Source organism: Streptomyces sp. NPDC053755, assembly GCF_040677675.1.
GTDB lineage: Bacteria > Actinomycetota > Actinomycetes > Streptomycetales > Streptomycetaceae > Streptomyces.
The window spans coordinates 22,583-47,766 of sequence record NZ_JBFASK010000020.1 but is presented as its reverse complement, the minus strand read 5'-3'; the positions used below and the strand labels follow the sequence as shown (position 1 = coordinate 47,766).

The 25,184-nt window shown below is 73.1% G+C and carries 19 protein-coding genes and 1 pseudogene; 4 read left to right on the top strand and 16 right to left on the bottom strand.

What is annotated here, in order from left to right:
• Positions 1–185: 185 nt before the first annotated feature.
• Positions 186–1,148, bottom strand: coding sequence for a 2-hydroxyacid dehydrogenase (locus AB0K65_RS20090; protein ID WP_365718326.1), 963 nt, complete (start codon positions 1,146–1,148; stop codon positions 186–188).
• A 75-nt stretch (positions 1,149–1,223) separates the two neighbouring features.
• Here AB0K65_RS20090 and AB0K65_RS20085 point away from each other — a divergent pair, with 75 nt between their 5' ends.
• From AB0K65_RS20085 to AB0K65_RS20075, 3 genes are all read left to right on the top strand, one after another.
• Positions 1,224–2,225 carry an aldo/keto reductase gene (locus AB0K65_RS20085; RefSeq protein WP_365718324.1) on the top strand — a complete coding sequence of 334 codons (1,002 nt, stop codon included), beginning with the start codon at positions 1,224–1,226 and terminating at the stop codon, positions 2,223–2,225.
• 242 nt (positions 2,226–2,467) lie between these two features.
• Positions 2,468–3,589, top strand: coding sequence for a PQQ-dependent sugar dehydrogenase (locus AB0K65_RS20080; RefSeq protein WP_365718322.1), 1,122 nt, complete (start codon positions 2,468–2,470; stop codon positions 3,587–3,589).
• 7 nt (positions 3,590–3,596) lie between these two features.
• A complete protein-coding gene (locus AB0K65_RS20075) occupies positions 3,597–3,821 on the top strand; it encodes a DUF6191 domain-containing protein (protein ID WP_365718320.1) in 225 nt (74 codons plus the stop codon).
• A 22-nt stretch (positions 3,822–3,843) separates the two neighbouring features.
• Here the strand turns inward: AB0K65_RS20075 and AB0K65_RS20070 are convergent.
• The 15 genes and pseudogenes from AB0K65_RS20070 to AB0K65_RS20000 all read right to left on the bottom strand — a co-directional run bounded on the left by AB0K65_RS20070 (position 3,844) and on the right by AB0K65_RS20000 (position 24,241).
• A pseudogene (locus AB0K65_RS20070) lies at positions 3,844–6,866 on the bottom strand (AAA family ATPase).
• Positions 6,867–6,899: 33 nt separating this feature from the next.
• Positions 6,900–7,085 carry a hypothetical protein gene (locus tag AB0K65_RS20065; protein ID WP_365718318.1) on the bottom strand — a complete coding sequence of 62 codons (186 nt, stop codon included), beginning with the start codon at positions 7,083–7,085 and terminating at the stop codon, positions 6,900–6,902.
• Positions 7,086–7,349: 264 nt separating this feature from the next.
• Positions 7,350–7,955, bottom strand: a complete 606-nt coding sequence (locus AB0K65_RS20060) for a hypothetical protein (RefSeq protein ID WP_365718316.1) — start codon at positions 7,953–7,955, stop codon at positions 7,350–7,352.
• Between the two features lie 47 nt (positions 7,956–8,002).
• Positions 8,003–8,584 (bottom strand): GNAT family protein, encoded by a 582-nt coding sequence (locus AB0K65_RS20055; protein WP_365718314.1) that lies wholly within the window; start codon positions 8,582–8,584, stop codon positions 8,003–8,005.
• Positions 8,562–10,817: an MMPL family transporter gene (locus AB0K65_RS20050; RefSeq protein ID WP_365718312.1), complete on the bottom strand. Its 2,256-nt coding sequence runs from the start codon at positions 10,815–10,817 to the stop codon at positions 8,562–8,564. Before AB0K65_RS20050 ends, AB0K65_RS20055 begins: the two co-directional genes overlap by 23 nt.
• A gap of 190 nt (positions 10,818–11,007) precedes the next feature.
• A complete protein-coding gene (locus tag AB0K65_RS20045; protein WP_365718310.1) occupies positions 11,008–13,110 on the bottom strand; it encodes a phosphocholine-specific phospholipase C in 2,103 nt (700 codons plus the stop codon).
• Between the two features lie 256 nt (positions 13,111–13,366).
• Positions 13,367–14,878, bottom strand: a complete 1,512-nt coding sequence (gene gatB, locus AB0K65_RS20040) for an Asp-tRNA(Asn)/Glu-tRNA(Gln) amidotransferase subunit GatB (protein ID WP_365718308.1) — start codon at positions 14,876–14,878, stop codon at positions 13,367–13,369.
• A 16-nt stretch (positions 14,879–14,894) separates the two neighbouring features.
• On the bottom strand, positions 14,895–15,128 hold the full coding sequence (locus tag AB0K65_RS20035; protein ID WP_365718450.1) for a hypothetical protein: 234 nt from the start codon (positions 15,126–15,128) through the stop codon (positions 14,895–14,897).
• 5 nt (positions 15,129–15,133) lie between these two features.
• A complete protein-coding gene (gatA, locus tag AB0K65_RS20030; RefSeq protein ID WP_365718448.1) occupies positions 15,134–16,639 on the bottom strand; it encodes an Asp-tRNA(Asn)/Glu-tRNA(Gln) amidotransferase subunit GatA in 1,506 nt (501 codons plus the stop codon).
• Complete coding sequence (gene gatC / locus AB0K65_RS20025) at positions 16,639–16,935, bottom strand: Asp-tRNA(Asn)/Glu-tRNA(Gln) amidotransferase subunit GatC (RefSeq protein WP_015036350.1); 297 nt, start codon at positions 16,933–16,935, stop codon at positions 16,639–16,641. Before gatC ends, gatA begins: the two co-directional genes overlap by 1 nt.
• Positions 16,936–17,020: 85 nt before the next feature.
• Positions 17,021–19,135, bottom strand: a complete 2,115-nt coding sequence (locus AB0K65_RS20020) for a bifunctional diguanylate cyclase/phosphodiesterase (RefSeq protein WP_365718306.1) — start codon at positions 19,133–19,135, stop codon at positions 17,021–17,023.
• 227 nt (positions 19,136–19,362) lie between these two features.
• Entirely contained in the window at positions 19,363–21,543 is a 2,181-nt protein-coding gene (gene ligA / locus AB0K65_RS20015; protein ID WP_365718304.1) for an NAD-dependent DNA ligase LigA, read from the bottom strand.
• A gap of 31 nt (positions 21,544–21,574) precedes the next feature.
• Positions 21,575–22,528 (bottom strand): methionine synthase, encoded by a 954-nt coding sequence (locus tag AB0K65_RS20010; protein ID WP_365718446.1) that lies wholly within the window; start codon positions 22,526–22,528, stop codon positions 21,575–21,577.
• Positions 22,529–22,992: 464 nt separating this feature from the next.
• On the bottom strand, positions 22,993–23,691 hold the full coding sequence (locus AB0K65_RS20005) for an SDR family oxidoreductase (RefSeq protein WP_365718302.1): 699 nt from the start codon (positions 23,689–23,691) through the stop codon (positions 22,993–22,995).
• 10 nt (positions 23,692–23,701) lie between these two features.
• Complete coding sequence (locus AB0K65_RS20000; RefSeq protein WP_365718300.1) at positions 23,702–24,241, bottom strand: TIGR00730 family Rossman fold protein; 540 nt, start codon at positions 24,239–24,241, stop codon at positions 23,702–23,704.
• Positions 24,242–24,338: 97 nt separating this feature from the next.
• Here AB0K65_RS20000 and AB0K65_RS19995 point away from each other — a divergent pair, with 97 nt between their 5' ends.
• A complete protein-coding gene (locus AB0K65_RS19995; RefSeq protein WP_365718298.1) occupies positions 24,339–25,148 on the top strand; it encodes an alpha/beta fold hydrolase in 810 nt (269 codons plus the stop codon).
• Positions 25,149–25,184: the final 36 nt, after the last annotated feature.

Below are 25,184 nucleotides of genomic sequence, written 5' to 3'. Positions count from 1 at the left end.
AATCTCATGTCCCGTCACGTCGCTCCCCAGCGTCAGCCCGTACTCGACGCAGTCCCCCACATCGGGACGATACACCAGGATGGTCACTCAGGGACAGGGTCGCAGTACTCTCCGTGACTGTGCGGCGCTCGGCCGGGGCGCGCGACGGAACGGCGCGCCCCGGGGCACTCGCGGGCGCGCGGGAGTCAGGTCGTCAGGACCACGTTCGCCAGGGGATCCCCCGCCGCGAACCGGGTCAGCTGGGCCGCGATCAGCCGCTTGGCGCGCGGCATGAACGCCGAGGTGGAGCCCCCGACATGAGGGCTGACGAGGACACCGGGAGCGTGCCACAGAGGGTGTCCGGCCGGCAGCGGTTCGGGATCGGTGACGTCGAGCGCCGCGGTGATCCGGCCGCTCTCGACCTCCTTCAGCAGCGCGGCCGTGTCCACGACCGGCCCCCGGGCCACGTTCACCAGCAGGGCGCCGTCCTTCATCCGCCCGAGAAAGCCCGCGTCGGCGAGGTGCCGGGTGTCGGGCGTGAGCGGAGTGGAGAGGACCACCACGTCCGCCTGCGGCAGCAGGGCGGACAGCTCGGAGAGCGGGTGCACCGGCCCGCGCTCCGTGGCACGTGCGGAGCGCGCGACGCGCACGACCCGCGCGCACTCGAACGGCACGAGCCGGTCCTCGATGGCGGCGCCGATCGACCCGTACCCCACGATCAGGACGGTCTTGTCCGCCAGCGCCGGATAGAAGCCCGAGCGCCACTCCTCGGCGTCCTGGCCGCGGACGAAGCCGGGGATGCCGCGCAGCGAGGCGAGGATCAGGGCGAGCGTCAGCTCGGCCGTGCTCGCCTCGTGGACGCCCTTGGCGTTGCACAGCTCGACGCCGGGACCCAGCGAGGCGAGGCCGGGGGTCACGTGGTCGATACCGGCGGAGAGCGTCTGGACGGCCCGCAGGGAGGTCATCCCGGCGAGGGGCCGGACGGCGATCTCGGAGCCCTTCATGTACGGCACCACGTAGAAGGCGCAGTGCGCCGGGTCGGCGGGGAAGTCGGGTCCGCCGTCCCAGAAGCGGTAGTTCGGCCCGGACGCGCCCGGTACGGGAAGTCCGTCGATCTCCTCCGCCGGTAGGGGAAGCCACACGTCAGGGGTCGTCTTGTCGAAGGTCATGACCGGGAGGCTATGCGAAGAACCGGCCGCCCCATTGGTTAGTTTGGGGGACGGCACAGGGAGGGGTACCGGCAGGTGGAGCGCAGGACTATCGGGGCGGCGGCGCTCGACGTGGGCGCGGTGGGCCTGGGCTGTATGCCGATGAACTGGGCCTACAGCGCCTCGCAGCAGCGGGGTGACCGCTCGCTGCGGACGGTGCACGCGGCGCTGGACGCCGGGGTGAGCCTGCTCGACACCGCCGACATGTACGGGCCGTTCACCAACGAGCTTCTGCTGGGGCGGGTGTTGAAGGAGCGCCGGGCCGAAGCGTTCGTCTCGACGAAGTGCGGTCTGCTCGTCGGCGACCAGCACGTGGTGGCCAACGGCCGGCCCGGGTACGTACGGCGGGCCTGCGACGCGTCGCTGCGGCGGCTGCAGACGGATGTGATCGACCTCTACCAGCTGCACCGTGCGGATCCGGAGGTGCCGGTCGAGGAGACCTGGGGGGCCATGGCCGAGCTGGTGTCGGCGGGCAAGGTGCGGGCGCTCGGCCTGTGCGCGGTGGGCCCGCGGGCACCGCGGCGGGGCGCGGGCGCGGATCTGTACGAGGGAACGATTCGGCAACTGGAGCGGGTCCAGCAGGTGTTCCCGGTGAGCGCGGTGGAGGCCGAGCTGTCGGTGTGGTCGCCGGAGGCGCTGGAGCGGCTGCTGCCGTGGTGCGAGGCGCGGGGCGTGGGCTTCCTCGCCGCGATGCCGCTGGGCAACGGCTTCCTCACCGGGACGCTGACGCCCGGCGGCGGCTTCGAGCCGGACGACCCGCGCGCCCGGCACCCCCGCTTCACGGCCGAGATGATGGCCGCCAACCAGCCTTTGGTGGCCGGTCTGCGGCGGGTGGCGGCGCGGCACGGCGCGCAGGTGACGCCGGCGCAGGTGGCGCTGGCGTGGGCGCTGGGCCGGGGGCCGCACGTGGTCCCGATCCCGGGGGCGAAGAGGGAGCGCTGGGCGGTGGAGAACGCGGGGGCGGCCGACCTGGTCCTGACGCCGGCGGACCTGGCGGAGATCGCGCTACTGCCGCCGCCACGGGGGTCGTGGGACTGAGCCGGAGGTCGAGGACCGGGCCGGGGGCCGCGGGAGCGGGGCGGAGGCCGAGGACCGGGCCGGGGCCGTGGGAGCGGGGCCGGCGCGCTCCCCGTCGCGGAGCGGGGCGCGGGGCGGCCGGCTCCCGTCACGGGGCGGGCCACCGGGGCGGGAGGTGCGATCGCGCACGCGTGAGGGCCGGGCGGTGTATCAAGGGTGGAGGGGATGCCGCTCCGAGAGGGGACCGAGCCGTGAGCCGGACCATGAGCCGAACCGTGAAGAGCCTGTGGGCCGCCGCCGCGCTCGCCCTGGTGGCGGGGGCGGGATGCTCCTCGGGCGGGGACGCGCCCGGCGGACGGCAGGCGCCGTCCTCGCCGCCCTCCGCCTCGCCGCCCTCCGCCTCGTCGCCTCCGCCGGCGGGCGTGACGGTCGTCGGCACGCTGACCGAGGGACTGGAGTCGCCCTGGGGCGTGGCCGTCCTGCCGGACGGCGATCTGCTGGTGGCCTCCCGCGACGAGCGGACGGTCACCCGCGTCGACGGCCGGTCCGGTGCCAAGACACCGCTCGGTGAGGTGCCGGGCGTGGTCCCCGGTGGTGAGGGCGGGCTGCTCGGCCTGGCCGTGCGGGACGGGTTCGTGTACGCCTACCTCACCGCCGAGTCCGACAACCGCATCGTCCGGATGCGGTACGGCGGCGGGGCCGGGGACCGGCTCGGGCCGCCCGAGGAGGTCCTCACCGGCATCCCGAAGGGCGACGTGCACAACGGCGGGCGGATCGCCTTCGGCCCCGACGGGATGCTGTACGCCGGCACGGGCGAGCGCGGCGAGACCGGCCTGGCACAGGACCGGGAGTCGCTGGGCGGCAAGATCCTGCGGATGACGCCCGAGGGCGACCCCGCGCCCGGCAACCCCTTCCCCGGCTCGGTGGTCTACTCGTACGGGCACCGCAATGTGCAGGGCCTGGCCTGGGACGCGGACCGACGGCTGTGGGCGGCCGAGTTCGGCCAGACGACCTGGGACGAGCTGAACCTCGTCCGGCCGGGCGGGAACTACGGCTGGCCGGAGGTCGAGGGCCGCGGGGACGATCCCGACTTCGTGGACCCGGTGGCGCAGTGGCGGACCTCCGAGGCCTCCCCCAGCGGGATCGCCTACGCGGGGGGCGCGATCTGGATGGCGGGCCTGAGAGGCGAGCGCCTGTGGCGGATCCCGCTGTCCGGAGCGGAACGCTCCGGGGATCCCGAGGCGTTCCTCGTGGAGGAGTACGGCCGGCTGCGCACGGTCCTTGCGGCGGGTGACGGCAGGCTCTGGCTGACGACGAGTGAGACCGACACCCGGGGCACGCCCGAGCCCGGCGACGACAAGATCCTCCGCCTGGAGGTCGGATAGGGGCCCGATGTTCAACCTGATGGAAGAAGTGTTCGCGCCGAGCCAGAAGCACACCGACGACGAGCGGCAGCGCCTCGAGCTCACCCGGGAGGACCTGGGCGACGCCGACCCCGGCCGCGGTCCGATCGATCTCGCCTCGGGCGCGGTGACGATACGGGTGCCGGGCCTGGTGACCCGCAACGACGAGGAAGGCGCCGGGGACGGAGGCGACGACGGGGACGAGGGGCCCTGACCTCGGAGGGCTCAGGGGCCTGTTAGGGGGTCGGCTCCAAGAGGCGGAGGCGATGGGCCAGGGCGGCAGCCTCGCCGCGGCCGGAGACGCCCAGCTTGGCGAGGATGTTGGAGACGTGGACGCTCGCGGTCTTCGGGGAGATGAAGAGTTCCTCGGCGATCCGGCGGTTGGTGTGGCCCTCGGCGACCAGTCGCAGCACGTCCCGCTCCCGAGGGGTCAGGCCGAACGCGTCGTCGCCGTGGTCCGGCTCCGGGCCGCTGTCCGGAGCGGTCAGCGGCAGGCGGGCGCGGGCGGCGAGGAGGTCGACGTCCTCCCGGAGCGGGTGGGCCCCCAGGCGGACGGCGGTGGCGTGGGCCTCGCGCAGGAGGACCGCGGCCTCCTCACGACGGCCGCCCTCCGCCAGGAGCGCGTCGGCCAGGCGGTGCCGGGAGCGGGCGAGCTGGAAGGGGCGCTCCGCCCGCTGGTAGGCGCTGACGACCTCGGCCCAGCGTTCGGCGGAACCGCGGCCCTCGGCACGGTCCAGCTCCGCCGAGGTGTGCAGGGAGTACGCCTCCCAGACGAGCGTCGGTGCCGCCATCCCCCGTACGCACCGCCGGATCAGGGCGATCGCCTCCGGGCGGCCCTCCTCGGCGGCCGGCAGGCCGAGCGCGTCGGCCTCGGCGGTGGCGGCGGCGAGGAGCAGCGGCCAGCCCTCGCGGTGCGTGCCGGGCGGGAAGCCGGTCTCCGCCGCCGCGGTCAGCACGGTCCGTACCTCGTGGATCCGGCCGGCCGCGGCGGCGATGCCCAGCTCGACCTGACGCGTGGGGACGGTGTACTGCGGCATCGGGTCGGCCTCGCCGAAGTGCTCGCGCGCCACGGCCAGCTGCGCGACGGCCGCGTCCGGCTCGCCGCGGTACAGGGCGAGTTGGCCGAGGCGCAGCGCCGCGGAGCCGCGCGGCTTGGAGCGGGTCCCGGCCCGCTCCAGCCACTCGCAGTTGCGCTGGGCCTCGTCCCAGAGTCCGAGGGAGAGCTGCGACTCCGCCTGGTTGGCGCGGATCCAGCCCTGGCTGTCGAGGAGTCCGTGGTCACGGGTGAGCAGGATGCCCTCCTCCGCCACCTCGACGGCCTCCCGGGAGCGGCCGAGGTTCTCCAGGACGTGGGAGAGGTTGATGTGGGCGCGGGCGGACTCGCGGTGGAGGCCGAGCGCGCGGGTGCGGTCGCGCACCTCGAACATGGTGGTGAGCCCGGTCTCCCGGTCGCCGGCGTTGACCTGGAGAGTGCCGAGGGTCAGGCGGGCTCCGAGCTCGATGAACTCGTCCTCGACGAGGCGGGCGTACTCGACGGCCCGCTCGGCGGACGCGAGGCTTTCCGGTCCCGGCTCGTGGAGCATGCCCCAGCCGGCGGCCACGGCGAGTGCACGCCGGACGGGGGCAGGCCCTTGACGAGTTCCTGGGCGGTGGCGATCTCGGCCCAGCCGTCGGACCGCCCGAGGCCCGACACGATGCGGGAGCGCTCGGTCCAGAACCAGGCGGCCCGCAGCGGGTCGCGCTCCTCGCCGTCCTCGCCGTCCAGGAGCCGCAGCGCCATCTTGCCTATCTTCAGGGCACGTTCGCGTTCGCCGCACAGCCGGGCGGCGTAGGCGGACTCGGCGAGCAGATCGAGGTAGCGCAGCGGTGTGGTCTGCGGGTCGCAGCCGCACGGAGGATAGGCCTCGGCGTAGTCCATGGGCCGCAGGGAGCCGCGCACCTCGGCGGGGACCTCGTCCCAGAGCTCCAGGGCCCTTTCGAGGAGACGCAGTTGCTCGGCGTACGCGGAGCGCTTGCGGGTCTCGACGGAGGCCCGGAGCACGGCCGGGAGCGCCCTGGCGGGGTCGTGCGCGCGGTACCAGTAGGTGGCGAGCCGGGTGGCCCGTTCGTCGGCCCGGACCAGCGTGGGGTCGGCTTCCAGGGCCTCGGCGTAGCGCCGGTTGAGGCGCGAGCGCTCGCCGGGCAGCAGGTCGTCGCTGACGGCCTCGCGGACCAGGGAGTGGCGGAAGCGGTAGCCGTCGCCGTCCGGGACGGCGAGCAGGATGTTGGCGCCGACGGCGGCCCTCAGCGCCTCGATGAGGTCGTCCTCGGGGAGCCGGGCGACGGCGGCGAGGAGCGCGTACTCGACGGTGGATCCGCCCTCGGCGACGATCCGGGCCACCCGCTGGGCGTCGTCGGGGAGGGCCTCGACCCGGACGAGCAGCAGATCGCGCAGGGAGTCGGTGAGGGAGCCGGGGGCGCAGCCGGTCGCGTGCGAGACGACGAGTTCCTCGACGAAGAAGGCGTTGCCGTCGGAGCGGTCGAAGATCTCGTCGACGAGGGCGGGGGCGGGCTCGGCGGCGAGGATGCCGGTGAGCTGACGGCGCACCTCGGTGCGGGTGAACCGGGAGAGCTCGATGCGCCGGATGGTGCGCAGCCGGTCCAGCTCGGCGAGGAGGGGGCGCAGCGGGTGGCGGCGGTGGATGTCGTCGGCGCGGTAGCTGGCGACGACCACGATCCGGCCGCGGCGCAGGGTACGGAAGAGGTACGCGAGCAGGTGCCGGGTGGACGCGTCGGCCCAGTGCAGGTCCTCCAGGACGAGGACGATCGTCCGGTCGGCGGCGAGCCGCTCCAGGAGCCGTACGGTGAGTTCGAAGAGGCGGGCGGTGGAGTCCTCGTTGGGCTCGTGGCTGCCGACCTCGCCGAGTTCGGGGAGCAGCCGGGCGAGTTCGCCCTCCTGCCCCGCGGCGGCGGCGGCCAGCTCGTCGGGGAGCCGGCGGCCGAGCGAGCGCAGCGCGGTGGAGAAGGGCGCGAACGGCAGTCCGTCCGCGCCGACTTCGACGCAGCCGCCCACGGCGACGACGGCGCCCCGGCCGCAGGCGGCGGCGACGAACTCCTCGATGAGCCGCGTCTTGCCGACACCGGCCTCGCCGCCGAGGAGCAGCGCCTGCGGCTCGCCGTCTGCGTGGGCGCGGGCGAGAGCGTCGGTGAGGGCGGTGAACTCACCGGCCCGGCCGACGAACACGGGGCTGACTGACCTGGTCTCCACGGCGCCGAGCATCGCACAGGCGTCCGCCGTCGCCCCCATACGGGGTCACGCGGCCCGGGCGAAGCGGCTCCGCTCGGCTCCCGCCCGCCCTTCGCCGTCGTGATGACCGGACCGGCGGGCGGCGGCCTTCGCGGCCCGCCGCGCCCGGGCGGCCTGGCGGGCCGGCCGCTGGTCGGCCGCCTCACGGAGCAGCTCGGAGTGGTGCATGCGGTGCAGTTCGTACGGGAACATCTCGTTCTCCCCTGGGCTTCGGTATCGCTCCTTGCGATGCCTCCACTGTCGTCGCCCAGGGGGTGCGGCCACATCGGGAGAGTGCCGCATCTTCGGGGTCCCGGGGGGCCTTAGGGGGGTCCCGGGGGGCCTTAGGACGTGTCCGGGTTCCAGGGGGGTGCGGGACTCTCTTGCGGGCACCGCGGGTCAGGACACCTAGGGCGTGTTTCGAAAGTCCCGCCTGCCCCGCCCTTCGGGCGGACGGCGCTCCTTTCGAAACATGCCCTAGGACCCGGTGGTCGGCAACCCCATCAGGAGGTCGAAGTACATGGCGCCGGAGAGCAGCAGCCCGATGCCGCCGAGGACGGCTCCGGCGGTGGCGACCGCGCGGATCCACACCGGGCGGCCGGGGTGGGCGAGGGCCAGGACGAGGACCGCCGTGAGCACGGCGAGGAAGGCGAAGACGCCGTTGACGAGTGCGGTGGCGTGCCAGGCGTCGCCGTAGATCTCGGAGATCTGCTGGGCGGCACTGCCGCCCTGGGACGTCTTGATCTGGCCGATGAGGGCCTCGCGCTCGGCGGCGACCTTTCCGGTCCAGGTGCCGGTCAGCGCCGCGAACCCGAGCGCCGCCGAGACGACGGCGGCGGCGCCCGCCCCGATGCCGGAGGCAGCCCGTGACGCCTCCTCGCGCTCGGCGGCGTCGAGTACGGCGGCGATCTCCTCGTCGGTCAGCTCGTCGGCTGCCTCGTCGGTCACGTCGTCGGTCACGTCGTCGTGGGCCTGGACGTCCGTCCGGGCGTCCTCGGCCGGCGCGCCGGGCGTCGCGTCGGGGGCGGCCGCGGCCGCGTCGGAGCCTGCGGGCGCTGCGGTCTTCTCGATCCTGGCATTCATGGACGGCACGCTAGGCGGCCCCGATGAGAGCCGTCTTAACGGCCGTCTCACGAACCGGACGACGCCCCGGCCGCCCTCTTCCCCGCCGCGCGCCACTCCGGCGCGAGGACCGCCCAGACCTCCTCGTCGTGACGCTGCCCGCGGTAGAGGTGGCTCTCCCGCAGTACGGCCTCCCTCGTCATGCCGAGGCGCCGCGCCACGGCGATGCTGGGCTCGTTCCCGGAGGACACCACCCACTCCACGCGGTGGATGCCCCGCTCTTCCACGGCCCAGTCGACGATCACGCGGACGGCCCGGGTCACCAGCCCCCTGCCCACCGCCGCCGGCTCCAGCCAGCAACCGGCCTCGGCGACACCCTGGGCGGTGTCCAGGGTCCGGAAGACGACCGCTCCGACCAGCCGGCCGTTCTCGTGGATGCCGTGGATCCGGCCCGTGTCGGCCGCCGTCTTCTCCGCGTACGCCTGGAGGAACGCCCGGCTCGACTCCAGGTCCGTGACGATGTCGGGCAGCCCGTTGTACCGGCCGATGAAGGAGCGTCCGCGGTCGATGTGGGCGAGGAACTCCTCGGCCTGCCACGGTTCCAGCGGCCGCAGCTCGGCTCCGTCGTCACCCAGCGGTATCGCGAACATCCTCGTTCTCCTCGAACTCCGGGACCACACGTGGTGCGGGAATCGTCGCACGGTCGGCGGCCCGCGCGTCCGCGGCGGCCCGGCTCTCGGAGGGTTCGATGCTGATCTTCGGCAGCCGGCGGTCCAGCCACCGGGGCAGCCACCAGTTCGCGCCGCCGAGCAGGTGCATCAGGGCGGGGACCAGGAGCGTGCGCAGGACGAAGGCGTCCAGGGCGACGGCAGCGGCGAGCGCGATGCCGAACATCGCGATGACCCGGTCGCCGGAGAGCACGAACGCGAGGAAGACGGAGATCATGATGACCGCGGCGGAGTTGATCACGCGGCTCGTCTCGGCGAGGCCCACGCGGACGGCGCGGCGGTTGTCGCCGGTCTCCAGCCACTCCTCGTACATCCGGCTGACCAGGAAGACCTGGTAGTCCATGGAGAGCCCGAAGAGGACGGACACCATGATGACCGGCAGGAAGGGTTCGATGGGCCCCGCGCTGCCGAGCCCCAGGGGCTCGCTCCCCCATCCCCACTGGAAGACCGCGACGACGATCCCGAACGAGGAGGCGACGGCGGCCACGTTCATCACGGCCGCCTTGAGCGGGACGCCGATCGAGCGGAACGCGAGGAGGAGCAGCAGGCAGCCGAGCGCGATGACGACGCCCACGAAGAGCGGCAGCTTGCCGACGATGATCTCGGCGAAGTCGTCGTACGAGGCGGTCACACCGCCCACGTGGACGTCGAGGGAGGTCCCGGCCTCCGCCCTCGGCAGGACCTCGCCGCGCAGCCGGTCGACGAGGTCGCTGGTCGACTGGGACTGCGGCGAGGTCTCCGGCACGACGGTCAGGACGGCCGTGTCACCGGCGCCGTTGTGGACGACCGGGGAGACGGACGCGACCCCCCGGGTGTTCTCCAGGACGGCCGGCAGCTCGCCGAACGCGACCCGGTCGTCGGCCCCGTCGACGCGGGCGACGAGGGTCAGGGGCCCGTTGACGCCGGGTCCGAAGCCCTCGGCCAGCAGGTCGTACGCCTGCCGTGTCGTCGAGGTGGCCGGATTGTTCCCCTGGTCGGAGGTGCCCAGGTGGAGCGAGAACGTCGGCAGCGCGAGCACCAGCATGACGACGGCGGCGACCGCGCCCAGCAGCTTGGGGTGCCGCTCCACGAAGGCGGACCAGCGGGCGGCGAAGCCGGTGGGCAGCTCGGGCTGCGGCCCGTGCTCGGCGAGCCGCGCCCGTTCGCGCCGGCTGAGCGCCCTCATCCCGATGAAGGAGAGGAGCGCGGGCAGCAGGGTGACGGAGGCGGCGACCGTGAGGACGACGGTGAGGGAGGCGGCGATCGCGACGCCGTTGAGGAAGCTCAGCCGCAGGATCAGCATGCCGAGCAGGGCGATGCAGACGGTGGCGCCGGCGAAGACGACGGCGCGGCCGGTGGTGGCGACGGCGATCCGGGCGGCCTCGGGGACGGGCAGTCCCTGTTTGAGGCCCTTGCGGTGGCGGGTGACGATGAACAGCGCGTAGTCGATGCCGACGCCGAGGCCGATGAGCAGGCCGAGCATGGGGGCGAAGTCGGCGACGGTCATCACGTGGCCGAGGAGCACGATCCCGGAGTAGGCGATGCCGACGCTGACGAGCGCGGTGGCGATCGGGAGCGCGGAGGCGGCGAGCGAGCCGAAGGCGAGGAAGAGGACGAGGGCCGCGACGACGACGCCCACCGCTTCCGCGAGGTGGCCGCCGGAGGCTTCGGTGAGCGCTACGGCGCTGCCGCCGAGTTCGACCTGGAGTCCGTCGCCCGCGGCCGATCGGGCGGTGTCGACGAGGGCCCGCGCCTGCGCCTCCGGGATGTCGTCGGCCTGCTCGCGGAAGGTGACGGTGGCGTAGGCGGTGTGCCCGTCCTCGCTGACGCCCGCGGAGGCGCCGGGAGGCCGGTCGTAGGGGGAGGTCACGACGGCGATGCCGGGCAGCTCCGCGACCTCGTCGAGCATGTCGGTCACACGCTCTTCGACGGCGGTGGCGCGGACGCTGCCCCGTTCGGTGTGCCAGACGATGGTGTCGCTGTCGCCGCCCGCGCCGGAGAAGCCGCGCTGGAGCAGGGCCGTCGCACGGCCGGACTCGGTGCCGGGGACCTCGTAGTCGTTGGAGTAGGCACTGCCGGCGAACGAGGCACCGGCGACGGCGCCGCCGAGGGCGACGAGCCAGAGAACGAGGGCGACCAGGCGGTGCGTGACGCACCACCGTGCGATGACGGCCAACGGACGTGCTCCCTGGTGGCTCGTGGATCTTTACCGGGAACAGCCCGCAAAGAACGCATGACCTTTATAGGGGCCACTGTTGCAGCATTAAAAGATCCTTTGCCCCTTTCGTGTCGTTACTCACAGCGGTGCGCGGAAGGCCGGGAACGAGGGCCCCGCCTCCCGCGCGGATGAGAGCCCCGCTGCCCGGCTATCCCGAGACGCTCGCGCGGCCGTTCTCGATGTGGCCCATGAGCCGCCTGCGGAAGCCGTCCGGGGCCGTCACCTCGACGTCGTACCAGCCGTGCGCGTCGGAGGCCGAGTGGACGACGGTACGGCTCCGGCCGGGCTTGACGGTGACGGTGCGCGTCCAGTCGGCGAGGTCGTCCTCGTGGACGTAGCCGAGCGGCCGGACGGTGAAGGCGACCGGCGCGGTGCCGTTGTTGCGGAGGGTGAGGTGCAGGTCGCGGTCGTGATGGTCGAGGCGCGAGGTCAGTTCGGCGCCCCCGGCGGCGGGGCCCTCGAACTCGCGGCGGAAGCCGTTCGGACCGGTGATCGTGAAGCGGTAGTGATCGCCCGGGACGGGGACGGTCCACTGCGCCGCGCCCCTGACGTCCCGGTGCTGGGGGACGGCGAACTCACCCGCGTACGGGTAGAGGGCGAAGTGCGCGCTCGCCTTGCCCGTGTTGCCGAGCGTCACGGCGACCGCGCGGCCGGCCTCCCCTTCGGTGATCTTCGCGGAGGCGTCCGGCTGGTAGGGCAGGGGGCGGGCGGGGCGGCTGCCCGGCTCCTGGACCGGCATCCGCTGCACCGGCGGGGGCTGGGGGCGCCAGCGGCCGCTGAAGGGCGGGATGGGGCCGGGCTGCTCGACGTCGGGCTGCCGGTGGGCGCGCCGGAAGTCGAAGGCGGAGGTGAGGTCGCCGGTGACGGCCCGCCGCCACGGGGTGATGTTGGGCTCCCGGATGCCGGTGAGCTTCTCCAGGAAGCGGATCACCGAGGTGTGGTCGAAGGTCTCCGAGCAGACGTATCCGCCGACGGACCAGGGCGAGACGACGAGCAGCGGGACGCGGATGCCGAGGCCGGTGGGCCGGCCGTTCCAGCGCTCGTCCGTGTCGTCGGCGGGCGGGACGGGCGGCGGCACGTGGTCGAAGAATCCGTCGTTCTCGTCGTAGTTGACGAGGACGACGGTGTGGCGCCAGACGTCGGGGTGCGCGCCGAGGGCGTCGAGCACCTTGTAGACGAGGGTGGCGGAGGCGATCGGCGAGGAGGAGCCTGGGTGCTCGGAGTCGATCGCGGACGGCACCAGGTAGGAGACCTCCGGCAGCGTCCCGGCGGCCACGTCCGCGCGGAAGGCGTCGGCGAGCGTCCCGCTCTCGACGCGGCGCAGTCCGCGCTCGAAGAGGGAGCGCTCGGCGGTGGTGAGGGTGGCCACCCCGTCCTCCAGCGCGGCGAGCAGCCTGGCCCGCTCGGCGGCGTCGTCCGTGTCGCGGACGGCGGCGTAGAAGGACTCCATGAAGGTGTGGCCGCCGGTGGGGGCCAGCGCCTTGCGGGCGATCTTCTTGAAGGAGGTGAAGAACTCGATGTTGTTGTCGGTGAAGTTCTCCCACTCCGTGTACGTCTTCCAGGTCCGCCCGGCCGCTTCCAGCCGCTCGGCGTAGGTCGGCCAGCCGTAGCCGGGGTGGGTGCCCTCGGCGTACGCGGCGTTGGTGACGGCCCGGCTGCCGTCGGCCTCGAAGCCGGTCCAGCCGGACCACAGGTGGTTGCGGTTGGGGCTGGTGGAGGTGTGGATCGAGGAGTGGTAGGCGTCGCAGATGGTGAACGTGTCGGCGAGTTCGTAGTGGAGGGGGAGGTCACGCCGGTCGTAGTACGCCATCGTCGCGGCGGTCTTGGCCGAGACCCAGCCGTCCATCCAGCCGTCGCGCCAGGCCTTGGCGCCGCCGCTCCAGGAGTGGTCGAGGTCGCCGATGTACTGGAGGTCCTTCTTCTGCGCCTCCGCGGCGTCCCGGATCGGGAACGGCAGGACGGTCCGGCCCGCACCGGCCGGCTGCTCGAAGACGGACGCGCCGGAGGGCAGTTCGACGGCGTTGCGGTCGCCGAAGCCGCGGACGCCGCGCAGGGTGCCGAAGTAGTGGTCGAAGGAGCGGTTCTCCTGCATCAGGATCACCACGTGCCTGACGGCCGACATACCCCCGGCAGGGGGCCCCGCGGCCATCGCGGCCTGCAGCGACGGCGGGAGCAGCGAACCGGCCGCGGCGACGCCGACGGCGCCTCCGCCCAGCGCGAGGAGCCTTCTGCGGGATATCTCGGGTGACAAGACCGGCCTCCAGTCGACGGCCAATGGTTCGCCTTCGAGCCATTGGGTGCTACGCCGGGGACGGTAGTGAGGGCGGATGACCGAGAGAAGTCCCGGCGCCGTCCCGGGAGTGAACGTCCAAGAGGACGCGCCGTCCGTCCAAGCCCTTTTCGGCCGCCCGGCACACGGACGACGGGGCCGGGTGCGTCACGGACGCGAGGGCGGTCCGCACCGGAATTCCGGTGCGGACCGCCCTCGTTGCGTACGGGAGGAAGGATCAGCCCTCGCTGACGCCCAGCCTCTCCAGGATGAGCTCCTTCACGCGGGCCGCGTCCGCCTGGCCGCGGGTGGCCTTCATGACCGCGCCGACCAGGGCGCCGACCGCCGCGACCTTGCCGCCGCGGATCTTGTCGGCGATGCCCGCGTTGGACGCGATGGCCTCGTCGACCGCCGTGCCCAGCGCGCCCTCGTCGGAGACGACCTTCAGGCCGCGCTTCTCCACGACCTCGTCAGGGTCGCCCTCGCCGGCGAGGACGCCCTCGATGACCTGGCGGGCCAGCTTGTCGTTCAGGTCGCCGGAGGTGACGAGTGCCGCGACCCGGGCCACCTGGGCCGGGGTGATCGCCAGCTCGTCCAGGGCGACGCCCGACTCGTTGGCGGAACGGGCCAGCTCGCCCATCCACCACTTGCGGGCCGAGGCCGCGTCCGCACCGGCCTCGATCGTGGCGACGATCGGCTCGACCGCGCCCGCGTTGAGGATCGACTGCATGTCGTGCTCGGAGACGCCCCACTCCTCACGGAGCCGGTTGCGGCGCACCCGCGGCAGCTCGGGCAGCCCGGCGCGCAGCTCCTCGACCCACTCACGGGCAGGGGCCACGGGGACGAGGTCGGGCTCCGGGAAGTACCGGTAGTCCTCGGCGTTGTCCTTGATGCGCCCGGCGGTGGTGGAGCCGTCGTCCTCGTGGAAGTGGCGGGTCTCCTGCACGATCGTGCCGCCCGACTGGAGGACGGCCGCGTGGCGCTGGATCTCGAAGCGCGCCGCCCGCTCCACGGAACGGAGCGAGTTGACGTTCTTCGTCTCCGAGCGGGTGCCGAAGGTCGTGGTGCCGTGGGGACGCAGCGACAGGTTCACGTCGCAGCGCATCTGGCCCTTGTCCATCCGCGCGTCGGAGACGCCGAGCGCGCGGATCAGCTCGCGCAGCTCCGCGACGTACGCCTTGGCGACCTCGGGGGCGCGCTCGCCCGCTCCCTCGATCGGCTTGGTGACGATCTCGATGAGCGGGATGCCGGCGCGGTTGTAGTCGAGCAGCGAGTGCGAGGCGCCGTGGATACGGCCCGTCGCACCGCCGATGTGCGTCGACTTGCCGGTGTCCTCCTCCATGTGGGCGCGCTCGATCTCCACACGGAAGATCTCGCCGTCCTCCAGCTGGACGTCCAGATAGCCGTTGAAGGCGATCGGCTCGTCGTACTGCGAGGTCTGGAAGTTCTTCGGCATGTCCGGATAGAAGTAGTTCTTCCGGGCGAAACGGCACCACTCGGCGATCTCGCAGTTCAGCGCGAGACCGATCTTGACGGCCGACTCGACGCCGATCGCGTTGACGACCGGGAGCGAGCCGGGCAGGCCGAGACAGGTGGGGCAGGTCTGCGAGTTTGCTTCCGCGCCCAGCTCGGTCGAGCAGCCGCAGAACATCTTCGTCTTCGTGCCCAGCTCGACATGGACTTCCAGGCCCATGACGGGGTCGTACGCCGCGAGGGCCGCGTCGTACGACAGCAGTTCGGTGACGGTCACAGTGAGACTTTCCCTCTCAGCCCAGCAGGACGTCGTCGTCGCCCAGGCGCTTCAGCTCCCGGTAGAGGATCGCCAGGCCGGTAACGATGGCGGCGGCGGACACGGCGGCGTCGATCAGCCGCAGGGTGTCGCCGTCGCTGCGGGCCAGCTTCGCCTGCTTGGCGACACTGACCGCGCCGAACGCGGTGCTGGCCAGCGAGACGTAGACGCCGGTCTTCGACTTCTTGAAGTTCTTGGCCTTCTTTGCCATGGCACTCACAGCGACGGAGCCTCCTCGAGCAGCGGGTGTCCCCACTTTTCCACGAAGGCGGCCTCGACGGCGGCGCCGACCTTGTACAGCCGGTCGTCCTTCATGGCGGGGGCGATGATCTGCAGTCCGACCGGCAGCCCGTCCTCCGGCGCGAGGCCGCAGGGCAGCGACATGGCGGCGTTGCCCGCCAGGTTGGTCGGGATGGTGCACAGGTCCGCGAGGTACATCGCCATCGGGTCGTCGGCACGCTCGCCGATCGGGAAGGCGGTGGTGGGGGTCGTCGGGGAGACGATCACGTCGACCTGCTCGAAGGCCTTCTCGAACTCGCGGGTGATGAGGGTACGGACCTTCTGGGCCGAGCCGTAGTACGCGTCGTAGTAGCCGGAGCTCAGCGCGTACGTACCCAGGATGATGCGGCGCTTGACCTCGTCGCCGAAGCCGGCCTCACGGGTGAGGGCGGTGACGTCCTCGGCGGACCTCGTGCCGTCGTCGCCGACCCGCAGGCCATAGCGCATCGCGTCGAAGCGCGCCAGGTTGGAGGAGCACTCCGACGGCGCGATGAGGTAGTACGCCGAAAGGGCGAGGTCGAAGGTCGGGCAGTCCAGCTCGACGATCTCGGCACCCAGCGACGTCAGCAGCTCGACGGACTCGTCGAAGCGCTGCACGACGCCGGCCTGGTAGCCCTCGCCGCGGAACTGCTTGACGACACCGACGCGCATGCCGGCGACGGAGCCGTTGCGGGCGGCCTCGACGACCGGCGGGACCGGGGCGTCGATGGAGGTCGAGTCGAGCGGGTCGTGCCCGGCGATGGCCTCGTGCAGGAGCGCCGCGTCCAGGACCGTACGGGCGCAGGGCCCGCCCTGGTCGAGGGAGGAGGAGAAGGCGACCATGCCGTAGCGGGAGACACCGCCGTACGTCGGCTTGACGCCGACCGTGCCCGTGACGGCTGCGGGCTGGCGGATCGAGCCGCCGGTGTCCGTGCCGATGGCGAGCGGGGCCTCGTAGGAGGCGAGGGCGGCGGAGGAGCCGCCGCCGGAACCGCCGGGGATACGGGTCAGGTCCCAGGGGTTGCCCGTGGGGCCGTAGGCGCTGTTCTCGGTGGAGGACCCCATGGCGAACTCGTCCATGTTGGTCTTGCCGAGGATGACGACGTCGGCGGCCTTGAGGTTCTTGACCAGCGTCGCGTCGTACGGCGGGATCCAGCCTTCGAGGATCTTCGAGCCGACGGTGGTGGGAATGCCGACCGTGGTGAAGATGTCCTTCAGCGCGAGGGGGACACCGGCCAGCGGGCCGAGCTTCTCGCCCTTGGCGCGCTTCTCGTCCACGGCGCGGGCCTGCGCGAGCGCGCCCTCACGGTCGACGTGCAGGAAGGCGTGGACCTTCTCGTCGACGGCCTCGATGCGCGCGAGGTGGGCCTCGGTCACCTCGACGGCGGTCAGCTCGCCGGAGGCGATCTTCCCCGCGATCTCGGCGGCCGTGAGCTTGATGATGGTGCTGTCCGTCATGGTGATTAGTCCTCCCCCAGGATCTGCGGCACCTTGAAACGCTGCTGCTCCTGGGCCGGGGCGCCGGAGAGCGCCTGCTCGGGGGTGAGCGACGGACGGACCTCGTCCGCGCGCATGACGTTCGTCAGCGGCAGCGGGTGGGAGGTCGGCGGTACGTCTTGGTCGGCGACCTCGGAGACGCGGGCGACCGCGCCGATGATGTCGTCGAGCTGACCGGCGAAGTGATCGAGCTCTTCGCCCTTCAGCTCCAGACGCGCCAGCCGTGCGAGGTGGGCGACCTCCTCGCGCGTGATGCCAGGCATGCGATCCTCACGGGGTGCGTTTGATGGTGTCGGGCCCAATCCTATGGGGCCCGCGCCGATACCCGTGAAACGGTTTGCCCGGGGGCTACTGCACCACCTGGCCCGAGGGCTGGTCCACCGCCCGCAGCGCCGCCTCCTCCGAAGGGCGGCGCCAGCCGCGTTCGCCGCGTGCGAGGAGCCAGGCCGTGGCCTCGGCCGGAGGCATGGCGGCGGCCACCAGCCACCCCTGGACCGCGTCGCAGCCCAGGTCCCGCAGCCGCTCCCAGGTCTCGTCGTCCTCGACGCCCTCGGCGACGACGAGCAGGCCCAGCGAGTGGGCCAGGTCGAGCGTGCAGCGGACGATCTCGGCGTCCTCGGCGTCGACGGCGAGCCGGGCGACGAAGGAGCGGTCGATCTTCAGCTCGCTCACCGGGAGGCGCCGCAGGTGCACCAGGGAGGAGTAGCCGGTGCCGAAGTCGTCGAGGGACATCTTCACGCCGTGGCCCGTCAGGCCGGCCATGGTGTCGGCCGCCCGCTGCGGGTCCTCCAGGAGGACGTGCTCCGTTATCTCCAGCTGGAGCGCTCCGGCCGGGACGCCGTGCCGGGCGAGGCGGGCCGCGACGGCGCCCGCGAAGCCCGGGGTGTGGACGTCGCGCGGGGAGACGTTGACGGCGACAGGAACGTTCAGCCCCTGCGCCCGCCACCGGGCGACCTGCGCGAGCGCGGTCTCCAGGACGTACTCGGTGAGGTGCGGCATGAGGCCGGAGGACTCGGCGATGGCGATGAACTCGTCCGGGGGGACCCGGCCGCGCTCCGGGTGCACCCAGCGCACCAGGGCCTCCAGACCGGCGACCTGCCCGTCGAAACGGACCTTCGGCTGGTAGTGCAGCTCGACCTCGCCGGCGTCCAGGGCCCGGCGCAGGTCGCCGAGGAGACCGAGGCGGTCGGGGGTGTTGGAGTCCCGCTTGGACTCGTACACCTCCACGCCCGTGCGGTCCCGCTTCGCCTGGTACATCGCCACGTCGGCGCGGCGCAGCAGCCCCTCGGCGTCGAGCGCGTGGTCGGGGAAGACCGCGACGCCCGCGCTGGCCTCCAGGACCAGGGTGAGTCCGTCGAGGTCGAGCGGCGAGGAGAGTTCGGCGACGAGGTGGCGGGCGACCCGCTGGGCACTGGTCGTGGAGTCGGCGATGGGCAGCAGCACGGCGAACTCGTCGCCGCCGAGCCGGGCCGCCTCCGCGCCGCGGGGCAGGGCGAGCTTGAGCCGTTCGGCGATCTGGAGCAGCAGCCTGTCTCCGGCGAGGTGGCCCAGGGTGTCGTTGACCGAACGGAAACGGTCGAGGTCGATCAGGACGAGCGCGGAGCGGGCCCCCTCCCCCTCGGCCTCCTCCAGGGCCGTCCAGGCCCGCTCCAGGAGCCACTGCCGGTTCGGCAGGCCGGTGAGCGGGTCCTTGAGCTGCTCCTCGGCGCGCGCCCGGGCGATCCAGAGGGTGGAGTCGAGGGCGATGAGGGGGACGGCGAAGAGGGGGAGCAGCACGGGTCGGGAGACGGCGACGACGCAGATCAGGGGCGCGATGCCGAGGAGGGCGACCGCGACGAGGCCCTGCCGGAGCAGGGCGGTGCGGGCGACGGTGGGCAGGCCGCCGCCCTGGGGCGCGAGGGCGTACCACAGCAGGAGCCGGGTCACCGCGAGATAGGCGGCGGCGGCGAGGGCCACCTCCGGCACGTCGGCGATCCCCCAGTCGAGTGGCTGCCAGGGCCGCTCGACGGTGGGGACGTCCCCGAAGGCGGCGAGGACCAGGGCGGCCGCGCCGATGCCGAGGACGTCCGCCGCGCCGTGCAGCAGGCCCTGGCGCCAGCGGTGGCGGCGGGCCGCGCCGACGAGGACGACGACGGCCATGGAGACGAGCCCTGCGGGCACCCAGCCGAAGAGGAGCAGGACGGCGAGGGTGAGGGCGGCGCCGGAGCCGGTGCCGCCCCACCAGCGGTCACGGCCGAGCGCGACGAGGTGGGCGACGATGAGTCCGGTGAGGACGGCGAGGGCCCAGCCGGCGGCGTCGCCGGGGAAGAGGCCGTGGCCCGTGCTCAGGGCGCGGTAGAGGCCGGTGGCGAGCACCAGCCCGGCGATGCCCACGATGGCTCCGGGCAGCCCGGAGGTGATGCCCACGAAGGTCGCGCGGCCGAGTGGCCGTGAGACCCGGGCGGCACTCTCGGTCGGTTTCATTCGTCCCTCTCACAGCCGGCGGTGCCGTCGCAACGCGATGGGCCGTTGTCATGCCACCACGACCGGCGGAGCCCTGCGCGGTCGCGGGGTGACAGACGCACGTCACAACAGTAGGCCGCGGAAGGCTCCGACGGGCAGCGCTCTCCATGTCTTGCCCGAATGCGACCCGGCCACCCGTAACGATCTGGTATGCGCCGAACGGGTGACCTTCAAGGGCCGGGAAACGCCTATCCGGTGACCGGAACCGCTGCCTCGCGGGCGGCCTCGGGACCCTGCTCCAGCAGGACGGTGAAGCCGTCCTCGTCCAGAACCGGAACCTTCAGCTGCATCGCCTTGTCGTACTTGGATCCAGGGTTGTCACCGACGACCACGAAGTCCGTCTTCTTCGAAACGGAACCGGTCACCTTGGCTCCGAGGCTCTGGAGCGACTCTTTTGCGCCATCCCTGGTGAACTTCTCCAGCGTGCCGGTGACGACGACCGTGAGCCCTTCCAGCGGACGCGGCCCCTGGTCCTCCCCGGCGCCCTCCTCCTCCAGCCGGACCCCTGCCTCGCGCCACTTGCGCACGATCTCGCGATGCCACTCCTCGGCGAACCACTGCTTCACGGCGGTCGCGATGATCCCGCCGACCCCGTCGACGGCCGCCAGCTCCGCCTCGGTGGCCTGCTCGATCCGGTCCAGGGAGCGGAACTCGCGCGCCAGGGCCTGCGCGGCGACCGGCCCCACGTGACGGATCGACAGCCCGTTGATGAAACGGGCCAGCGGCCGGGTCTTGGCCGCCTCGATGTTCGCCAGCATCGCCAGGGCGTTCTTCTTCGGCTCGCCCTTCTGGTTGGCGAAGACCGTGACGACCTTCTCCTCCCCCGTCTTCGGGTCCCGCTTGGGGAGCCCGCTGTCCGGGTCGAGGACGTACGCCTTGATGGGCAGCAGCCGCTCGATGGTGAGGTCGAACAGGTCTCCCTCGTCGGCCAGCGGCGGCTCGGCGGGCTCCAGCGGCCGGGTCAGGGCCGCCGCGGCGACCGCGCCGAAGTTCTCGATGTCCAGGCACTCACGGCCGGCGAGGTAGAAGAGGCGCTCGCGCAGCTGTGCGGGGCACGTCCGCGCGTTGGGGCAGCGCAGATCGATGTCGCCCTCCTTCATGGCCCGCAGCGGCGTCCCGCATTCGGGGCACTCGGCGGGCATCACGAACTCCCGCTCCGTGCCGTCCCGCAGGTCGGCGACCGGGCCGAGGATCTCCGGGATGACGTCACCGGCCTTGCGCAGCACGACCGTGTCGCCGATCAGCACGCCCTTGGCCTTCACCACCTCCTGGTTGTGGAGGGTGGCGAACTCGACCTCGGATCCGGCGACCGTGACCGGCTCCACCTGGGCGAAGGGCGTGACCCGGCCGGTGCGGCCGACGCCGACCTTGATGTCGAGGAGCTTGGTGTTGACCTCCTCCGGGGCGTACTTCCAGGCGATCGCCCAGCGGGGGGCGCGCGCGGTGGAGCCGAGCCGGCCCTGGAGCGGGATCTCGTCGAGCTTGACGACGACGCCGTCGATCTCGTGCTCCACGGAGTGCCGGTGCTCGCCGAAGTACGCGATGAACTCCCGCACCTCGTCGAGCGAACCGACGACCTTGTTGTGCCGGGCGGTCGGCAGGCCCCACGCCCGGAGCAGGTCGTAGGCCTCCGAGAGCCGGGAGATGTCGAGGCCCTGGCGGGCGCCGATGCCGTGGACCACCATGTGCAGCGGGCGGGTGGCGGTGACCTTGGGGTCCTTCTGGCGCAGCGAACCGGCCGCGGCGTTGCGCGGGTTGGCGAAGGGCTTGTCCCCCGCCTCGACCAGGCGGGCGTTGAGCCCCTCGAAGGCCTCCATCGGGAAGTAGACCTCGCCGCGGATCTCGACGAGGTCCGGGACGCGCTCGCCGCGAAGCCGGTCGGGGATGTCCGCGATCGTGCGGACGTTGGGGGTGATGTCCTCGCCGGTGCGGCCGTCGCCGCGGGTGGCGGCCCGGGTGAGCCTGCCGTGTTCGTACGTCAGGTTCACGGCGAGGCCGTCGACCTTGAGTTCGCAGAGGAAGTGGTGGTCGGGGGTGCCCACGTCCCGGGCGATCCGCTCGGCCCACGCGGCCAGTTCGAGGTCGTCGAAGGCGTTGTCGAGCGAGAGCATGCGCTCGCGGTGCTCGACGGCCGTGAACTCGGTCTCGTACGCCCCGGCGACCTTCTGGGTCGGCGAGTCGGGCGTGCGCAGCTCCGGATACTCCTCCTCCAGCGCCTCCAGGGCACGCAGGAGCTTGTCGAACTCGCCGTCGCTGATGACCGGCTGGTCCTTCACGTAGTACCGGAAGCGGTGCTCTTCGATCCGCTCGGCCAGGTCGGCGTGCTTCTCCCGTGCCTCGGCGGGCAGGGCCCCCTGTTCGACTGCCACCGTTACTCGTCCTCCCGTTGCCTCGAAACCCTTACTCAGGGTTGTCCGCGAGCGATCTCGCCGCCCGGGCGCAGTGGGCGAGCGCGGCCCGGGCATAGGCGGGCGAAGCGCCCGCGAGCCCGCACGTCGGGGTGACGACCACGGACTCGGCGAGAGTCCCCGGATTCAGCCCCAGCCTGCGCCACAGCGTCCTGACACCCATGACGCTACCCCCAGGGTCGGACAATGCCGTGTCGGTGGAGGGCACCACGCCCGTGAAGAGCCGGGTCCCGGACTCCACGGCCTCTCCGATCGCGTCGTCGTCACGTTCGGTGAGCAGCCCGAAGTCGAACGAGACCCCGGCGGCCCCGGCCCGGCGCAGCAGCGCGAACGGCACGTCGGGGGCGCAGGAGTGGACGACCACCGGCCCGTCGTGGACGGCGATCACCTCGCGCAGGGCGCTCTCGACGACCTGCCGGTCGACGGCCCGGTAGGTGCGGTAGCCGCTGGCGGTACGGACGTGTCCGCGCAGGACGGCCGTGAGGGACGGCTCGTCGAGCTGGAGGACGAGCCGGGCGCCGGGCACCCGCCTGCGCAGCTCGGCGAGGTGGTCGCGGAGCCCTTCGGCGAGGGAGCCGGTCAGGTCGCGGCAGGCTCCGGGGTCGCCCAGGACCGCCTCGCCGCCCCGCAGTTCCAGGGCGGCGCCGAGGGTCCACGGCCCCACGGCCTGGACCTTGAGCGGCCCCTCGTACCCCTGGGTGAACTCCTCCAGGGCGTCGAGGTCCTCGCCGAGCCAGGACCGTGCGCGGCGGGTGTCGCGGCCGGGCCGGTCGCTGACGCGCCACCCGCTGGGTTCCACATGGGCGTACATCTCGACGAGCAGGCCGATGGTGCGGCCGATCATGTCGGCGCCGGGCCCGCGGGCCGGCAGCTCCGCGAGGAAGGGGAAGTCCTCGAAGGACCCGGCGACGGTTTTGGCGGCCTCCCGCGCGTCGCCGCCGGGCATGGAGCCGACAGCGGTCGCGGGCCCCCAGGTGAAGGGCGTCTTCTCGGTGTTCTCGCTCACCCGGGAAGCGTACGCGGAGCGGCCGCCCGGGCCGGACGCGACGGAGCCGACCGCCGGCCGGGACGCGACCGGCACGGGCCCCCGATGTGTCCGCGGAGGTACGTCGTCGGCCCGCGGCCCGCGCAGGACGCACGGCGCGGGTAAGGCACCGTCGCCCGCCCGCCGCCGGGCAGGCCGAGGCCCCGCCCGGCGGCGGTGCGGGGCCGCACCGGAGCCGGGGGGAATGCGACCGGCACGGCCTGAAGCGTGTTGCGGAAGCGCCGCCGTCCGCCCGGCGGCGGCTCGTGCGCGCGCTCGCAAGGCGGAGGATCACCCTCGTCCGGGGCGTCATCGGACGGTCCCGACCACGCGGCGAGCGGGCGCGCGCAGGCCGCGCGGGGCGGGCGGGACCTTCGCCACGCGCCCTAGCGGCCGGGGCGGACCGTCAGGTCGTTGATCTCCGCGTCGCGCGGGAGGTCGATCGCCGTCAGGATCGCCGTCGCGACGGACTCGGGGTCGATCCACCGCGACGCGTCGTACTCCTTGCCCTCCTGGGCGTGCACCTTCGCCTGCATCGGGCTCGCCGTCCGCCCCGGGTAGACCGAGGTGACCCGGACGCCGTTCGCGTGCTCCTCCTGGCGCAGCGAGTCCGCGAGAGCCTTCAGGCCGTGCTTGGAGGCGGCGTAGGCGCCCCACTCGGCGTGGGCGTTGAGCCCGGCGCCGGAGTTGACGAACACCACGTGCCCCTTGCACACCCTCAGCTGGGGCAGGAAGTGCCGGGTCAGCTCCGCGGGGGCGACCAGGTTGACGTTCAGCTGCTGGTGCCAGGTCTTGGGGGTCAGCTCGCCGATCGGGCCGAGGTCGACGACGCCGGCGATGTGCAGCAGGCTGTCCACCCGGTCGGGGAGGCTCTGGTGGGAGAACGCCCAGGAGAGCCGGTCCGGATCGGCGAGGTCCCCGACGAGCGTGCGGGAACCGGGGAACGCCGCCGCCAGTTCCCTGGCCCGGCCCGCGTCGCGCGCGTGGAGCACGAGTTCGTCCCCGCGCGCGTGGAGCCGGCGCGCGACGGCCGCGCCGATGCCGGAGCCCGCTCCGGTGATCACATGAGTAGCCATGGGAGTCATGCTCCCACCCTCACCGGGCGCCGAGGGACTCCTCCAGGTAGGCGAGGGCCTCGACGCCGTCCTCGGCGAAGAAGACCAGGTCGGTGAGGGGCAGGGGCAGGAAGCCCTCCTCCTCCATGCGCCGGAACTGGGTCTTCAGACCGTCGTAGAAACCGGCCGTGTTGAGCAGGACGACCGGCTTGGAGTGCAGGGCGTGCTTCTTCAGCTCCAGGATCTCGGTGGCCTCGTCGAGGGTGCCCGTGCCGCCCACCATGACCACGATCGCGTCGGAGCGGGTGAGCAGCAGCGCCTTGCGCTCGGCGAGGTCCTTGGCGAAGACCATCTCGTCCGCGTCCGGGCGGGCCTTGGCGGCGAGGAAGTCGACGGAGACGCCGACGATCCGGCCGCCCGCCTCCTGCACCCCGTCGGCGACGACCTTCATCAGGCCGGTGTCGGAGCCGCCCCAGACGAGGGTGTGTCCGGCCTTGCCGAGCAGGGTGGCGAACTCGCGGGCGGGGGCGGTGTAGCGCTCGTCGAGGTCGGCGGCGGAGAGGAAGACGCAGATGTTCATGGCCTCCACCGTAGGGCGTGCCCCCCGGATCGGGGATTTCGCGGGAATTCGCCTTTGGCACCGATGAGTTCCGGGGACGGCCTCGGTCCTAACCGGCATGGACGAGGCGAGCAGCACGCTGAGCAGGACCCGGGGGCGGGTCGGGTCGGGTGACGGGACGCGGATCGCGTACGAGCGGCACGGCGAGGGGCCGCCGGTGATCGTGGTGAGCGGCGCCCTGGGCACCGCCGTGTCGGAGCGGCCGCTGGCGCGGCTCCTCGCGCCGCGCTTCTCGGTGGTGACGTACGACCGGCGGGGCCGCGGCGGGAGCGGAGACACCGGCCCGTACGCCGTGGAGCGGGAGATCGACGACCTGGCGGCGCTCGTGGAGCAGGCGGGCGACGGCGTGTGCGTGCACGGGACGGCGTCGGGCGGCGCGCTGGCGCTGGCCGCGGCGGCCGCCGGCCTGCCGATCGAACGGCTGTCCGTGTACGAGCCGCCGTACGCGCCCGACGCGGAGGCACGGGAGACGCACGCCGTCCACCGGCGGCGGCTGGCCGGCCTGCTCGGCCTCGGGCGCCGGGGGGCGGCGCTCGAACTGTTCCTCGCCGACGCGATGGCGCCGGGGGCGCTGGCGGCGATGCGCGGGTCGGAGCGGTGGCCGGAGCTGGAGGCCGTGGCGCACACCCTCGCGTACGACCAGGCGGTCCTGGGCGACGGCCAGGTCCCGCACGCGCGCCTCGCGGAGGTGCACGCGCGCGTGCTGGTGGTCGACGGCGGTTCGAGCCCCGCCGTGACACGGCGCGCGGCCCGGCTGGTCTCGGCGGCGCTGCCGCGCGGCCGCCACCGCACGCTGACCGGGCAGACCCCCACGGTGGCACCCCACGTCCTCGCGCCGGTCCTGGAGGACTTCTTCACGGAGGAGTGAGGGCCCCACGACCCGGCGCGGACCGGCCCCGCGACC

Excerpts from the sequence above, each read along its gene's own strand:
- AB0K65_RS20090 (WP_365718326.1), bottom strand. The coding sequence starts at position 1,148 with ATGACCTTCGACAAGACGACCCCTGACGTGTGGCTTCCCCTACCGGCG.
- AB0K65_RS20080 (WP_365718322.1), top strand. The coding sequence starts at position 2,468 with ATGAGCCGAACCGTGAAGAGCCTGTGGGCCGCCGCCGCGCTCGCCCTG.
- AB0K65_RS20075 (WP_365718320.1), top strand. The coding sequence starts at position 3,597 with ATGTTCAACCTGATGGAAGAAGTGTTCGCGCCGAGCCAGAAGCACACC.
- AB0K65_RS20065 (WP_365718318.1), bottom strand. The coding sequence starts at position 7,085 with ATGTTCCCGTACGAACTGCACCGCATGCACCACTCCGAGCTGCTCCGT.
- AB0K65_RS20060 (WP_365718316.1), bottom strand. The coding sequence starts at position 7,955 with ATGAATGCCAGGATCGAGAAGACCGCAGCGCCCGCAGGCTCCGACGCG.
- AB0K65_RS20055 (WP_365718314.1), bottom strand. The coding sequence starts at position 8,584 with ATGTTCGCGATACCGCTGGGTGACGACGGAGCCGAGCTGCGGCCGCTG.
- AB0K65_RS20035 (WP_365718450.1), bottom strand. The coding sequence starts at position 15,128 with ATGGCAAAGAAGGCCAAGAACTTCAAGAAGTCGAAGACCGGCGTCTAC.
- gatC (WP_015036350.1), bottom strand. The coding sequence starts at position 16,935 with ATGCCTGGCATCACGCGCGAGGAGGTCGCCCACCTCGCACGGCTGGCG.
- AB0K65_RS20020 (WP_365718306.1), bottom strand. The coding sequence starts at position 19,135 with ATGAAACCGACCGAGAGTGCCGCCCGGGTCTCACGGCCACTCGGCCGC.
- AB0K65_RS20010 (WP_365718446.1), bottom strand. The coding sequence starts at position 22,528 with ATGCCCGGCGGCGACGCGCGGGAGGCCGCCAAAACCGTCGCCGGGTCC.
- AB0K65_RS20005 (WP_365718302.1), bottom strand. The coding sequence starts at position 23,691 with ATGACTCCCATGGCTACTCATGTGATCACCGGAGCGGGCTCCGGCATC.
- AB0K65_RS20000 (WP_365718300.1), bottom strand. The coding sequence starts at position 24,241 with ATGAACATCTGCGTCTTCCTCTCCGCCGCCGACCTCGACGAGCGCTAC.
- AB0K65_RS19995 (WP_365718298.1), top strand. The coding sequence starts at position 24,339 with ATGGACGAGGCGAGCAGCACGCTGAGCAGGACCCGGGGGCGGGTCGGG.